Annotated in this window: 13 protein-coding genes; 7 read left to right on the top strand and 6 right to left on the bottom strand. The window is 73.4% G+C overall.

The window, feature by feature from the left end:
- Positions 1 to 8 precede the first annotated feature (8 nt).
- Positions 9 to 491: an META domain-containing protein gene (locus ACYU7H_RS06370; protein ID WP_460813317.1), complete on the bottom strand. Its 483-nt coding sequence runs from the start codon at positions 489 to 491 to the stop codon at positions 9 to 11.
- Between the two features lie 178 nt (positions 492 to 669).
- Between ACYU7H_RS06370 and bla the strand changes: the two genes are divergently transcribed.
- Both bla and ACYU7H_RS06380 read left to right on the top strand, forming a co-directional pair.
- Positions 670 to 1,521: a class A beta-lactamase gene (gene bla / locus ACYU7H_RS06375; RefSeq protein ID WP_460813969.1), complete on the top strand. Its 852-nt coding sequence runs from the start codon at positions 670 to 672 to the stop codon at positions 1,519 to 1,521.
- Positions 1,518 to 2,201 (top strand): GNAT family N-acetyltransferase, encoded by a 684-nt coding sequence (locus ACYU7H_RS06380; protein WP_460813318.1) that lies wholly within the window; start codon positions 1,518 to 1,520, stop codon positions 2,199 to 2,201. The genes bla and ACYU7H_RS06380 overlap by 4 nt, the downstream gene beginning before the upstream one ends.
- Here ACYU7H_RS06380 and ACYU7H_RS06385 read toward each other — a convergent pair.
- A complete protein-coding gene (locus tag ACYU7H_RS06385; RefSeq protein WP_460813319.1) occupies positions 2,198 to 3,496 on the bottom strand; it encodes a GGDEF domain-containing protein in 1,299 nt (432 codons plus the stop codon). The genes ACYU7H_RS06380 and ACYU7H_RS06385 overlap by 4 nt on opposite strands.
- Positions 3,493 to 4,374, bottom strand: a complete 882-nt coding sequence (locus ACYU7H_RS06390; protein WP_460813320.1) for a substrate-binding periplasmic protein — start codon at positions 4,372 to 4,374, stop codon at positions 3,493 to 3,495. Before ACYU7H_RS06390 ends, ACYU7H_RS06385 begins: the two co-directional genes overlap by 4 nt.
- A gap of 144 nt (positions 4,375 to 4,518) precedes the next feature.
- Here ACYU7H_RS06390 and ACYU7H_RS06395 point away from each other — a divergent pair, with 144 nt between their 5' ends.
- From ACYU7H_RS06395 to ACYU7H_RS06410, 4 genes are all read left to right on the top strand, one after another.
- Positions 4,519 to 5,340, top strand: a complete 822-nt coding sequence (locus tag ACYU7H_RS06395; protein ID WP_460813321.1) for a DUF1206 domain-containing protein — start codon at positions 4,519 to 4,521, stop codon at positions 5,338 to 5,340.
- 74 nt (positions 5,341 to 5,414) lie between these two features.
- Positions 5,415 to 5,720, top strand: a complete 306-nt coding sequence (locus tag ACYU7H_RS06400) for a MoaD/ThiS family protein (RefSeq protein ID WP_460813322.1) — start codon at positions 5,415 to 5,417, stop codon at positions 5,718 to 5,720.
- Between the two features lie 10 nt (positions 5,721 to 5,730).
- The gene (locus tag ACYU7H_RS06405) at positions 5,731 to 6,831 is read left to right on the top strand and encodes a WD40/YVTN/BNR-like repeat-containing protein (protein WP_460813323.1); all 1,101 of its coding nucleotides are present in this window, start codon (positions 5,731 to 5,733) and stop codon (positions 6,829 to 6,831) included.
- A 111-nt stretch (positions 6,832 to 6,942) separates the two neighbouring features.
- Positions 6,943 to 8,259 carry a hypothetical protein gene (locus ACYU7H_RS06410; RefSeq protein WP_460813324.1) on the top strand — a complete coding sequence of 439 codons (1,317 nt, stop codon included), beginning with the start codon at positions 6,943 to 6,945 and terminating at the stop codon, positions 8,257 to 8,259.
- On the opposite strand, the gene ACYU7H_RS06415 is transcribed toward ACYU7H_RS06410, so the two are convergent.
- Genes ACYU7H_RS06415 through ACYU7H_RS06425 form a run of 3 tightly spaced genes read right to left on the bottom strand, consistent with a single transcriptional unit; the run spans position 8,256 to position 10,829 of the window.
- Entirely contained in the window at positions 8,256 to 10,010 is a 1,755-nt protein-coding gene (locus ACYU7H_RS06415; RefSeq protein WP_460813325.1) for a DUF2207 domain-containing protein, read from the bottom strand. The genes ACYU7H_RS06410 and ACYU7H_RS06415 overlap by 4 nt on opposite strands.
- Complete coding sequence (locus ACYU7H_RS06420) at positions 10,007 to 10,555, bottom strand: LemA family protein (protein ID WP_460813326.1); 549 nt, start codon at positions 10,553 to 10,555, stop codon at positions 10,007 to 10,009. Before ACYU7H_RS06420 ends, ACYU7H_RS06415 begins: the two co-directional genes overlap by 4 nt.
- A gap of 55 nt (positions 10,556 to 10,610) precedes the next feature.
- On the bottom strand, positions 10,611 to 10,829 hold the full coding sequence (locus ACYU7H_RS06425; RefSeq protein ID WP_460813327.1) for an RNA-binding S4 domain-containing protein: 219 nt from the start codon (positions 10,827 to 10,829) through the stop codon (positions 10,611 to 10,613).
- 113 nt (positions 10,830 to 10,942) lie between these two features.
- On the opposite strand from ACYU7H_RS06425, the gene ACYU7H_RS06430 reads away from it, so the two are divergent.
- Positions 10,943 to 12,715, top strand: coding sequence for a DEAD/DEAH box helicase (locus ACYU7H_RS06430; RefSeq protein WP_460813328.1), 1,773 nt, complete (start codon positions 10,943 to 10,945; stop codon positions 12,713 to 12,715).
- Positions 12,716 to 13,072 lie beyond the last annotated feature (357 nt).

Here is a 13,072-nt window from a genome sequence, read left to right on the forward strand (position 1 = left end):
GCGCGCGGTCAATCCGAACGGTCTGCGACCCAGTGGCTGCGGCTGCCGTCGTCATGGTCCATGTGGAGCTGCTCGGGCCAGCTTTCGGCGATGCGCCAGGCCGCGCGGCCTTCGACCAGCGCCGAGACCGCGGCGTCGGCATCCATCAGCGCGGTGTCCTGGCAGGCCATCATCGTCGAGTGCATCGGGCCGACCACCAGGGTGCCGTCGCCTTCGACGCGGTAGTCGCCGCCGATGTGGTTGCAGCCGCCTTGCAGGCCGAGGTTGCCGTCGGCGAACACCGCCGCGTGCACGGCGCGACCGTTCGGGAACGCGGCATCAATGCGCGATCCGTCCGGGCCGGTCGCGCCCTGGAGGGTCCAGCGCCCGACCTGGGCGAGGGCATCCGGCCCGGGTGGTGCCCCCGGGGGCGGATCGGTCGGCGCGCCGGCGGTGCAGCCGGCGAGAAGGAACGTGGCGAGCAGCGTGGCGGCGACGGGCGCAGCGGGCATCGGCGGATTTCCTCGTGGGACGGGCGCAGCGTGGCAATCGCCACCGTAAGACCCGGTCAAGACCATGCGGGTCGGTGGTAATTTCAGCGGCCCACGACTCGCCGGGACCGCCATGCCGATCGACCACGCGCGCCGCCGCCTCGTCACCGCCTCGCTGGCCACGTTCGCGCTCGTGCCGATGGCCGATGCCTGGGCGATCGAGCCCCCGCTGCCATCCGCGCGGCCGCGACCGCTCGACGCACTCGCCGCCCTCGAGCGCCGGCACGGCGGGCGCCTGGGCGTGGCGATCCTCGACACCGTCGGCGGCCGCCGCATCAACCACCGCGGCGAGGAACGCTTCCCGATGTGCAGCACGTTCAAGTGGCTGGCGGCCGCGCACGTGCTGGCGCGGGTGGATCGCGGCGAGGAATCGCTGGAGCGGCGCATCCGCTACGGCCGGGACGATCTGGTCAGCTACTCGCCGGTGACCGAGCACCACGTCGACACGGGCATGACCGTGGGCGAACTCTGCGACGCTGCGATCACGCTCAGCGACAACACGGCCGGGAACCTCCTGCTGGCGAGTGCCGGCGGGCCGGCGGGTCTCACCGCGTTCGCCCGCGGGATCGGTGACACGCGCACGCGCCTGGACCGCTGGGAAACCGAACTCAACGAGGCCGCGCCGGGCGATCCGCGCGACACCACCACGCCGGCGTCAATGCTGCACTCGATGCGCGAAGTGCTGCTGGGCGACGTGCTGGCGGACGCATCGCGCACGCAGCTCGTCGACTGGCTCGTCGCCACCCGGACCGGCGACCGGCGCCTGCGCGCGGGCCTGCCAGGCGGATGGCGCGTCGGCGACAAGACCGGGACGAGCGGCAACGGCATCGCCAACGACGTCGGCATCGCCTGGCCGCCGGGCCGCGGGCCGCTGCTGGTGACCGCGTATTACGACGGCCGCGCGGCGACGCCGGAGCAGCGCGACGCGGTGATCGCCGACGTCGGTCGCGTGGTGGCTTCGCTGGCAGGCGCGGGAGTCGCCGCGCGTTGAACGATGACGGCCTCGACAATCCGTTCTTCTCGGCGCTCGCCACGCGCCACCGCGCGCTCGCGCAACGGCATGGCGACCTCGCGCGCTACCCGGCGGCGTACGCCCCGTTCCTGGGCGTCTCCGACCCGGCCGTCGATGCGGGCGAAGGACTCGAGGCCCTGGTGGCGCCCGGCGAAACGGTCCTCCTGCTCGGCGTCGTGCCCCGTCCGCCCGCCGGCTGGGTGCTGGAACCGCAGGGCGAACTCGCGCAGATGGTCCGCGACGCGCCACTGGAGATGCCGGCCGGACCCGAAATCGTCCCGCTCGACGACCGGGATCGCGACGACGTGCTCGACCTCGTCGCGCGCGTCTACCCGCACTATTTCCGCGAACGCACGATGGACCTCGGCCGCTATTTCGGCATCCGCGAGGACGGGCGGCTGTCGGCGATGATCGGCGAGCGGCTCGGCACCGCCGCGGCGACGGAACTCAGTGCGATCTGCACCGATCCCGCCTGCACCGGCCGCGGCCTGGCGCGGCGCCTGATGGCACACCTGGCCAACGACCTGCTCGCGCGCAGGCACCTGCCGTTCCTGCACGTCGCGCAGCACAACACGCGGGCGGTGGCGCTCTACGAACGGGTCGGTTTCCGGCGGCGGCGCACGATCCCGTTCTTCGCGCTGCGCCGCGTGGCCGGCTAGGCGGCCGTCGCCACGCGGACCTGGTCGCGCCCGCCATGCTTGGCCGCGTACAGCGCCTCGTCCGCGCGCGCGAGCAACTGGTCAAGCGATTCCCTGCGCGCGAGGTCGGCGATGGCGACGCCGAGCGAGATGGTGAAGCCGATCGCCTCGCCTCCCGGCAGCACGACCCGCAGCGCACCCACGCGGGCGCGGAGGCGTTCGGCGATCTGCACGGCGCGCTCCGCCGCGGTCTCGGGCAGCAGCACCGCGAATTCCTCGCCACCCATCCGGCCGACCAGGTCCTCCTCGCGCAGCGTCTCGCGGCAGGCCATCGCCAGTGCCTGCAGGGCCTGGTCGCCGGCGGCATGGCCATGCCGGTCGTTGACCGACTTGAAGTGGTCGATGTCCAGCATCACCAGCGACGACGGTCGGCCGGTGCGGTATCCGCGCGCCAGCTCGCGTTCGGCCACCTCCTCGAAGAAGCGGCGCGTCGCCACGCCCGTGAGGTCGTCCACGTTCGCCAGCCGTCGCAGCTCGCGCGCCTGGGCCTCGAGTTCGCGCGTCCGTTCGATCACCAGGACTTCCAGCTCCTCCTGGTGGCGGCGGAGCGCGCGCTCGACCGTTTCACGGCGGGCCAGTTCGTGGACGACCATGCCGCGCATGGCGTTGAGTGCGGCGACGACCTCGTCGAGCTCGTCGCCGCGCACCTGGGACGGTCGCGTCAGGGCCAACGGGACGTGCACGTCCCGGATGTGGGCGCCGCGCACCTGCCGGGCCAGCGATTCGAGCGGGCGGAACACGCTCACCCGCAGCAGCCGGAGCAGCAGCAGGGCCCCGACCAGCAGGGTGCTGGAGATCACCAGCGCGATCGCCAGCGCCTGCCGGCGCACGACCGCGAGGATGCGTTCGTCGCCGAGCACGACCGAAAGCAGGCCCAGTTCGAACACCTCGCCCTGTTCGTACCGGAGCGGGAAGGTGCTCACGCGCAGGGCCGGCGCGGCCGGGTCGCCGGCCTCCAGGCGTTCGCCCTCGCGGGTGTCCAGCCGCACGTAGACCACGTCGGAGATGCGGGTCAGGCCTTCGAGCTGCATCCGCACGCTGCCCATGTCGACCTGCCACAGGTCGGCGGCGATGCTGGGCACCGCGCCCGATCCCATTTCATCCACGCGGGCCTGCGCCACGGCGATCCGGTCGCGGTAGGTATCCACCAGCAGCAGCGCGCTGGCCACGAACGACACCAGCAGGCTCGCCACCAGCATGGTCGCCGCGATGCGCGGGCTCAGCGAACGGCGTCGCGGGACGGGTTGCGCGGTCACGGCCCTTCCCCGGGGAAGGGCTCCCAGAGCGCGGGTCTTGCCTGCAGGAACGCCTCGGGCAGGGCGGGGTTGTCCAGTGCGATCCGGCGGGGGCGCTCCCGTGCCAGTTCGGCGAGCGCCGCGCCGTAGGTCAGGTCGAACAGCCGCTGGAAACTGCCGTCCTCGATCGCCCGTTCCAGCCCCGTCTCGATCGCGCCGGCCAGGGCGGTGTCGTCGGGCGCCACGAAGAAGTAGAGCGCGGAGGGGTAGGTCAGCAGCACGCCCGGCTGCACGCGGAGCGCCATGCCCGGGCGCGCGGCCAGTTCGGCGTGCGGTTCGCCGATCGCCCGGGGCAGGTAGTCGACGCGGCCGAGGTCGAGCATCCGGAACAGGCCGTCGTAGGTCGCGCTGGCGACAACGGGGATGCCGTTGTGGCGCAGGATGTCCAGGTCGGGCCAGTCGTGGCCCTGCACGCCCAGCAGCGCCGCCAGGTCGTCGCGGTCGCGGACCGCCGCCAGCCGCTGGTCGCCCTTGCGCACCATCAGCACGCGCCAGCCCATCACGCCACGGTCGATCGGGATGCGGATCGCGCGCAGCCGGGCCTCGCGGGCAATCGACGTCACCGACCAGACCACGTCGAGATGCTCGCCGCGCTCCAGCAGGCGCAGCGCGCGGGCCTGCGACATCGCCGCGGGGCTCGACCGGAGGCGGTAGTCGCCGCCGCTGCGCTGGAGCGCGAGCGTGAGCACGGCGAGCGGATAGATCTCGCGGACGTCACGGGCGGACTGCCGGAGCGGGTGCACCACGACGACGGGACCAGCCGCGGCCGCCGCGCCCGGGCACCAGAGCAGCAGGAGCGCGACCAGTTGCCACAGCATCCGTGGGTGTCTCTGGCGCATGCGATGCATTCTAGGCACCGTGCGCGGAGGATTGGGGGTGGGCATCTCGACTCGACCGGATGGCCGCCCTCGCAGCAACCGTTCACGCCCGTCGCACGCGGGCGTTGCGACAACGCGGTGCTGTTCTCGACGAGGAGGCACGCCATGAGCACCATCCCCGGATCCGGCCCGGCCCGCCAGGCTGCACGCGAAGTCGCCGGCTGGGTGCCGCCGCTGGCGCGCATCGGCTACGCGGCGAAGGGCATCGTCTACGGCATCGTCGGCGTGATCGCCGTGCGTGCGGCGACCGCGGGCGGCGGGCCGCGCGGCAGCACCGAAGCCCTGGCGACCCTGGCCGACGAACCGGGTGGCCGGCTGGTCCTGCTGCTGATCGCGCTCGGCCTGCTGGGTCACGTCGTCTGGCGGCTCGTGCAGGCGATCCTCGATCCGGAACATCCCGGTCGTGCCGACGGCAAGCGTGTCGGCATGCGCCTGTTCTACGTGGTGTCCGCCGTGGTGTACGGCGCGCTCGGCTGGACCGCGTGGCGCCTTTCGCGGGGCGCGGGGGGCGGTGACGGGGACGGCCAGGAGATCTGGATCGCGAAGCTGCTCGCGCAGCCGTTCGGCACGTGGCTGGTGATGCTGGCGGGGCTGGGCGTGGTGGGCTACGGCGTGCACCAGCTGGTGAAGGCGTGGAAGGGCGACGTGAACCGCAGGATGGAGGGCGCGGACGCGGCGACGCGCGGCTGGGCCCGGACCATCGGCCGCATCGGCACCGGCGCGCGCGGCCTCGTGCTGCTGCCGATCGGCTGGTTCGTCTTCCGGGCCGGGCGCTACTACAACGCGAGCGAGGCGGTGGACACCGGCGAAGTGCTGCGGATGCTCGAGCGCGGATGGCTGCTGGCCGCCGTCGGCCTCGGCCTGCTGGCCTACGGCGTCCACCAGGTGCTGAAGGCGTTCCATCGGCGGATCGGCCGGCCGGCCTGACGACCGGCGGCCTGCCCCGCCGCGGGCCTGCGTTGGCCCGGGTGCGGGGCGTCGGGAGGACGGGAGGTCCGGGGATGGCGAAGATCGTGCTCGCGCCCGCGCTCTCGCGCTGGCTGCCGCCGGAGGCGGGCTCGGGCGCGGGTGGGCTGTCCGGCGAGCGTGTCCTCGGCGCGGAGGCGGCGACCGTCGCCGACGCCCTGGCCGCCGCGTTCGCGGCCCATCCCGAGCTCCGCGGGTACGTGCTGGACGAACAGGGCGTGGTCCGCCACCACGTGGCGGTGTTTGTCGACGGGCGGGCATTGCGTGACAAGCACGACCTGTCGCAACCGGTGGGTCCCGATGCCGAGATCCACGTGATGCAGGCCCTGTCCGGGGGTTGAGGGACGCGCCATGGCCGATACGTTGCTGCTGTCCACGCGCAAGGGACTGTTCGTGCTCGATCGCGGCGCGGGGCCGTGGCGCGTCGCCTCGACGCACTTCCTCGGCGACAACGTGTCGATGGCGCTGGCCGACCCGCGCGACGGCCAATGGTACGCGGCGCTCGACCTCGGGCACTTCGGGACCAAGCTGCACCGGTCCGCGGACCGCGGGGCGACCTGGTCCGAGTGCGCCGTGCCGGCCTACGACGCCGGCGACGTGGTCGACCTGGGGGACGGCAAGCCGGCGCAACCCGCCACGCTGAAGAAGATCTGGTCGCTGGAGCCCGGCGGCCCGTCGCAGGGTGGGCGGCTGTGGGCCGGCACCCTGCCCGGTGGCCTGTTCCGTTCGGACGACCACGGCGACAGCTGGGTACTGGTCCGCGACCTCTGGCGCCATGCCGAGGCCGGCGAGTGGTTCGGCGGCGGCTACGACTGGCCCGGCATCCACTCGATCTGCGTGGATCCGCGCGATCCGGATCGCCTCCACGTCGCCGTCTCGACCGGCGGCGTGTGGCGCACGGACGATGCCGGCGGCCAATGGATCCAGTGCGCGCACGGCATGCGCGCGGAATACATGCCGCCCGAGCGCGCCCGCGAGCCCGGCATCCAGGACGTGCACCGGATGGTCCAGTGCCGCGACATGCCGGAGGAGTTCTGGGTGCAGCACCACAACGGCGTGTTCCGGAGCACGGGCGGGGACGCGTGGGAGGAGATCGACACCGTCCGCCCCTCGGTGTTCGGGTTCGCGGTCGCGGTGCATCCCGCCGACCCCCGGACGGCGTGGTTCGTCCCGGCGGTGAAGGACGAGAAGCGCTACCCCGTCGACGGGCGCCTGGTGGTCGCTCGCACCCGCGACCGGGGCGCCAGCTTCGAGGTGCTGTCCGAAGGCCTGCCGGCCGCCGCCAGCTACGACCTGGTCTACCGGCACGGCCTGGCGATCGACGCCACGGGCGACCGGCTCGCCTTCGGCTCCACCACCGGCGGCGTCTGGACGAGCGAGGACGGGGGCGACCACTGGCGCCAGTTGCCGGAACGGTTGCCACCGGTCCATGCGGTCGCGTTCGCCACCTGAGGGCGGCGCGGGCGCGGTTCATCGGCGGTTTGGTCCCCGGCCGGGGAACGTGAATAGACTGGCGTGCGCCGTGGCGTGTCCGCGGCCCGACCGTCGTGCCTGGAACCCCGGATGTCGAAGTTTCCCCTCGTGACCACCTTCGCCCTGCTGCTCGTCGCCTGTGGCGACGGTCGCGAGGTCGAAAGTGGTGCGCAGTACGGCGACGACGCCGCGGCGGACGTGGCCACGCAGACGGCCGCGCCGATGGACGAGGGCGCGGTGGCGAGCGAGCCCGTCGAGGGCACCATCGCGCTGCCGGCGGGCGTGGTCGACTGGTCCGAGGTGCCGCTGGCCTCGGGCACCGCGCGCATCGACTGCACCGTCGCGCTGGACGATCCGCGCGCCGCGGCGCCCGGCGACGCGCCCGCGGACGACGCGGCGACGCCCGGCGATGCCGTGGCCGATGCGGCGCCCGAAGGCGAAAGCGGCGGCGGCGACGGCGACGCGGTGGACGGCCCGCTGGCGGTCGAAGGCAGCAACGGCGAGGGCGAGCATGCCGCGCAGGCGGGCGCGAGGACCGCGGCGGCCGATCCCGACGCGATGCTCTCGCCGCTGGTCTCGCTCGACCGCGAGTCCATCGAGGCCGCGCTCGTGCCCTGCGTGGACGCCGGGGCGATCCGCCTGCACTACCGCGGCAAGATCGAGCACGACTTCACCGCGCTGATGCAGCGGGTGGCCGAGGTCGCCGACGAGGCCGGCATCCGCCAGCGCCTGCTGGACATCGATTCCACCGGCGGCCACATCGAGGACGCGATCCGCTCCGGCGACGCGATCGCCGAAGGCGGCTGGACGATCCGGGTCCGCGAAGGCGCTGTCTGCCACAGTTCGTGCGTGCTCGTGCTCGCCGGCGGCGACATGCGCCTGGTCGCCGGCCGAGTCGGCGTGCACCGGATGGTGCGCATCGGTTCGTCGGCGACGTCGCGCGCGGAACTCGACCGCGAGCTGCGCGACACGCTGCAGGAGATGCGCGACTACCTGCAGCGCAACGGTGCGTCGGCCACGATCGCGGACCTGATGACCACGGTGCCGAACCACGGCCTGAAGCTGCTGACCGGCTCCGAGCTCGACGCGTTCGGCCTGACCGGCCGCAACGCGGCGGAAGAGGACCTGCAGCGCATCGAGCTCGCGCGCCGCTGCGGCGAGGACTTCGTGCGCCGCCGCGATGCGTTCTTCCGCGCGTTCCGCGCGCGCTGCAACACGGTCGAGGGCGGCGTGGACGAGGTCAACGCGTGCGCCGCGGGCCTGGGCGACCGCTACGGCTTTCCCGACGACCGTTGCCCGGAGGACGGCCCCGTGCCCAGCCAGGCGGCGGCGCTCGTGCGCCTGGAAGAGCGCTACGCCGACGCGCGCGCGGACGCGGACCGCCCGGGGCAGGGCGGGCTGCGCTAGCGGCCGCCGCCTCCGCCGCCGCCACCGCCGCCGCCGGAGAAGCCACCGCCGCCGCTGCCCGACGAACTGCCGGGCGGCGTCGATGCGGACGCGATCCGCGCGTCCATCGTCTTGCCGACCGCGCCGGCCAGTTGCCCCAGGCTGTCGAACCGGGTGCCGTGGTACCAACCGATGCCGCGCGTCGCGGCCTGGGCCGCCTCCACGCCGACCGCCTCGGTGAAATGCCGGGTCCACGCATCCTCGACCTCGAGCGCGACGGCATACGGCAGCAGCGCTTCGTAGCGCGCGGCGTCGAGCACGGGTTCGGCATCCGGCCCGGCCATGCGCGCCAGTTCGTCGCGCTCGGCGACGCCCAGGTAGCGGCGGAAGCCTTCGATGGTGTCCAGGAGGCGCCGGCCTTCCGGCGTCGGCGCGCGCACCGCGAAGCCGAACACGATCACCGTGAGCAGCATCAGCCCGCCGACCGCGAGGATCAGCGGCACGCCATGCCCGCCGCTGGTCACGCCCGCCAGGACCGCGCCGGCCACTGCGATCGCGACCGCGATGCCGACCTTGCCCCCGTTCAACCGGAACATCTCCGGCTGGTAGCGCCGGGCCAGGCCGGACGCATGCGCCTGTCGCGTCGCCTGGAGCGTGCGTGCGTTCGCGTCGTCGAGCTCGAGCGTGTCTCCGCCGGCGAACAGGCCTGCGAACAGGGCCCGTTGCGCGGGATCGTCCGCGACACCCGCCCCCGGACGCCGCTGCAACGTCCACCTGTCTTTCAACAGGCCCTTGTCGCGGTCGATGTCCACGTGCCCCGCGACCGCGAGCGCCAGCAGGTCGGCCGACACCGCGCGCGTGTCGTGGCCCATGCGCTTCATGTAGCGCAGGCCGGCCGGGGAATGGCCCTCGGGTGGGTCGTAGCGGACGATCACCGTGCCCGGTGCCGGGTCGCGCCCGACCTTCCGCCACGTGCGGATGCAATAGGCCAGCAGCAGGGCGAGCGCCCCCAGCGCGACGAGCACGCCGAGGTTGTCCGACAGCAGCCGAGCGGTCTCCTCGACGGCGGTCGGCGCCGTCACGACGCCCTTCGGGAACGTCAGCACCACGGTGAAGCCTTCGCCGGGTGCGAGCGGTCCGGTCAGCGTCCAACGCGCGGTGCCGGGTGCGGGCAATTCCGCCGTGTACGCCTGGCCGCGCGCGCCCTGCCTACCGGTGTAGCCCTCGGCGGAGAGGCGGTCCACCGGGACCGGTTCCGGCAACCGCGCGACCACCGTGCCAGCCTCCACCGGGAACGCCCAGCCGGTGCCGATCGCGTTCCAGTACAGCTCGTCGTGGTCCTCGAAGAACCCCAGCTGGTGCGTGGTGCGGTAGCGGAGCGTGTAGGTGTACTCGGCGGGCACGTCGAGGAACCCGTCGTCGCCGGTGTTGATGCGCACGCCATTGCCGCGTCGTTCGGTGAACCAGGGCTCAGGGCGGCCGTCGCGCAGCACCTCGACCATCTCGAACCCGGCCGACACGCGGTTGCCAAATCGGTCGCGGTAGCGCGTGGGGAAGTCGCGGTAGATGCCGCGCCGGATCTGGTTGCCTTCGGCGCGCACGGTGATGTGTTCGGTGACGTCCAGGCCGCCGCCTGCGCGGATGTCGACCTCGCTGTCGTAGCGCAGGATCCGTTCCTGCGCCTGCACCGCGCATGCCGCGGCGAGGGCGAACGCGAGGGCGACGGCGACCTGCGCGAGCCAGCGGCCGGGTCCACGGCGCGCGGCGCTCATCGATCGAATCCCACGGCGGGCGCGGCGTCGGCCTCGTCGCCGGCCTGGAAGAAATCCGCCTCGTCGAACCCGAAGGCGCGCGCCACGGCGACGTCGGGCACGCGCTGGATCGTGTCGTTCAGGTCGCGCGCCGCGCCGTTGTAGAAGCGCCGTGCGTACTGCAGGTGTTCCTCGACCTCGACCAGGTCGCGCTGCAGCGCGAGGAAGTTCTCGTTGGCCTTGAGGTCGGGATACGCCTCGACCAGCGCCACCAGCCGGCCCAGGGCCTGTTCCAGGTCCTTCTCGACCCGGCCCAGCGACGCCGGATCGCGCAGCGACAGCGCCTGCGAGCGCAGCTCGGTCACCGCCGTCAGCGTGGCCTGCTCGTGCCCGGCGTAGCCGCGCACCGCCGAGACGAGCTGCGGCACCAGGTCGTGGCGTCGCTGCAGCTGCACGTCGATGTCCGCCCAGGCCGTGCGGACCTGGTTGCGCAGGCGCACCAGCCGGTTGTACGCGGCCACCGCCCACGCGAGCACGGCCGCCACCACGATCAGCACGATCCACATCACCGGCGTCCCCCCTTGGATGCGAGGCCGATCTTAACGCCCGCGGCCCGGTGGCTCAGTCGCGCACCGCGATCCGCGCGCCCAGCGCCTCGACCACCTGCCCGGGGCGGATCTTCGCGGTCTTGCGCGATTCCACCGCGCCGTCCACGCGCACGCCGCCGTCGGCGACCAGGTGCTTGCCGGCGCCGCCGCTGTCCACCAGCCCGACCAGCTTGAGCAGCTGGTTGAGCTCGACGAAGGGGCGGCCCTCGAGGCTGAAGTCGATCGCGTGCATTTGGGGCTCCGGACGGGGCGTACAGCGTCGCAACGGGCGCGCCCGGGCACAAGCGCGCGGCATGTTCACCCCGGAGCGCGCACAATACGCGCCCCCCGCGTGCTGGATTCCCCATGACCGACGTCCCCGGCCAGGCGGCCCCGTCGCCGCGTTTCGCCGACCTCGGCCTGTCGCCCCCCGTGATGGAGGCCGTCTCCGCGGTCGGCTACGAGTCGCCGTCGCCGATCCAGGCCGCGACCATCCCCGCGCTGCTGGGCGGCCGCGACGTGCTGGGCCAGGCCCAGACCGGCACCGGCAAGACCGCGGCGTTCGCGCTGCCGGTCCTGTCGATGCTCGACGCCACGGCGGCCGGCCCGCAGGCGCTGGTGCTGGCGCCGACCCGCGAGCTGGCGATCCAGGTCGCCGAGGCCTTCCAGACCTACGCCGCGCGCATGCCCGGCTTCCACGTGCTGCCGATCTACGGCGGGCAGGGCTATGGCCCGCAGCTGTCGGCGCTGCGCCGCGGCGTGCACGTGGTCGTGGGCACCCCGGGGCGCGTGGTGGACCACCTGAGGAAGGGCACGCTCGACCTGTCGAACCTGCGCTGGCTGGTGCTCGACGAGGCCGACGAGATGCTGCGGATGGGCTTCATCGACGACGTCGAGGCCGTCATCCAGAAGACGCCGGAGTCGCGCCAGGTCGCGCTGTTCTCCGCGACCATGCCGCCGCCGATCCGGCGCATCGCGCAGACCTACCTGCGCGATCCCGTCGAGGCGACCATCGCGGCGAAGACCACCACCGGCGCGAACATCCGCCAGCGCTACTGGTTCGTGCGCGGGCTGCACAAGCTCGATGCGCTGACGCGGATACTGGAGGCCGAGCCGTTCGACGCGATGATCGTGTTCTCGCGCACCAAGTCCGGCGCCGAGGAACTGGCCGGCAAGCTCGCCGCGCGCGGCATCGCGGCCGCCGCGATCCACGGCGACATCGACCAGCGCCAGCGCGAGCGCACGGTGCAGCAGCTCAAGGACGGCGAGATCGACGTGCTGGTGGCCACCGACGTGGCCGCGCGCGGACTGGACGTGGAGCGCATCAGCCACGTCCTCAACTACGACATCCCGTACGACACGGAGAGCTACGTCCACCGCATCGGCCGCACGGGCCGGGCGGGGCGCAGCGGCGAGGCGATCCTGTTCGTGACCCCGCGCGAGAAGGGCATGCTGCGGGCGATCGAGCGCGCGACGCGGCAGCCGATCACCGAGATGGCGCTGCCGAGCGTGGACATGGTCAACGACCGGCGCGTGGCGAAGTTCCTCGGCCGCATCACCGACACGCTTCAGGGCGCCGGCGACACCGACGACCTGGCCCAGTACCGCGACCTGGTGATGGCGTACCAGCGCGAGCACGACGTTCCGGCGGCCGACATCGCCGCGGCGCTGGCGAAGCTGTTGCAGGGCCGCACGCCGCTGCTGCTGCCGCCGGAGCGGGCGCGTCCGGAGCCGGCCGAGCGTGCGCCCCGCGGTGACGGGCCGCCGCGCGAGCGCCCCGCGCCGCGCGAGCGCCGCATCGACAAGGGGCCGCGTGCGGCGCCCGAGGCGGGCATGGAAACCTACCGCATCGAAGTTGGGCACCGGCACGGCGTGAAGCCGGGCAACATCGTCGGCGCGATCGCGAACGAGGCGGACCTGGAAAGCCGCTACATCGGCCGCATCGACATCCACGACGACCATTCGCTGCTCGACCTGCCCGAGGGCATGCCGCGCGAGCTGCTGATGCACCTGAAGAAGGTGCGCGTGGCCGGCCAGCCGCTGCGCATCGCGCTGGCGGGTGATGCAAGCGCGGGCGGCGGCGCGGACCGCCCGCCGCGCGCCGCGAGGCCCCATCGCAAGGGGCCGCCGCGCCGTTGACATCGGGCGTGTGGCGGTCGAGTCGGCCAGTCGCGGGTTCGCGCCTGTAGAGGCGCTCCTACGGTGGTTGGGGGCGCGATGGACGACCCGCGCACGCACCTCCGTAGGAGCGGGCCTACGCCCGCGAAGTGCGCGAACGACCAGGACGCGTGGCCGCAGCGGCCGCCGACGGAACCACGGACGTCGCGACCGACGGTTCCGCGGGTGATCGCGCCTGTAGAGGCGCTCCTACGGTGGTCATCGGATCCCCGCAGGAGCGGGCCTACGCCCGCGATCGGCGTGCACGACCGGGACGCGTGGCCGCAGCGGCCGCCGACCTAAGCACGGACGTCGCGACCGACGGTTCCGCGGGTGATC

It is taken from the genome of Luteimonas pelagia, from assembly GCF_054776035.1.

Coding starts and splice junctions, on each gene's coding strand:
- ACYU7H_RS06390 (WP_460813320.1), bottom strand. CDS start 4,374: ATGCGCCAGAGACACCCACGGATGCTGTGGCAACTGGTCGCGCTCCTG.
- ACYU7H_RS06395 (WP_460813321.1), top strand. CDS start 4,519: ATGAGCACCATCCCCGGATCCGGCCCGGCCCGCCAGGCTGCACGCGAA.
- ACYU7H_RS06425 (WP_460813327.1), bottom strand. CDS start 10,829: ATGCACGCGATCGACTTCAGCCTCGAGGGCCGCCCCTTCGTCGAGCTC.
- bla (WP_460813969.1), top strand. CDS start 670: ATGGCCGATGCCTGGGCGATCGAGCCCCCGCTGCCATCCGCGCGGCCG.
- ACYU7H_RS06370 (WP_460813317.1), bottom strand. CDS start 491: ATGCCCGCTGCGCCCGTCGCCGCCACGCTGCTCGCCACGTTCCTTCTC.
- ACYU7H_RS06410 (WP_460813324.1), top strand. CDS start 6,943: ATGTCGAAGTTTCCCCTCGTGACCACCTTCGCCCTGCTGCTCGTCGCC.
- ACYU7H_RS06415 (WP_460813325.1), bottom strand. CDS start 10,010: ATGAGCGCCGCGCGCCGTGGACCCGGCCGCTGGCTCGCGCAGGTCGCC.
- ACYU7H_RS06420 (WP_460813326.1), bottom strand. CDS start 10,555: ATGTGGATCGTGCTGATCGTGGTGGCGGCCGTGCTCGCGTGGGCGGTG.
- ACYU7H_RS06430 (WP_460813328.1), top strand. CDS start 10,943: ATGACCGACGTCCCCGGCCAGGCGGCCCCGTCGCCGCGTTTCGCCGAC.
- ACYU7H_RS06400 (WP_460813322.1), top strand. CDS start 5,415: ATGGCGAAGATCGTGCTCGCGCCCGCGCTCTCGCGCTGGCTGCCGCCG.
- ACYU7H_RS06405 (WP_460813323.1), top strand. CDS start 5,731: ATGGCCGATACGTTGCTGCTGTCCACGCGCAAGGGACTGTTCGTGCTC.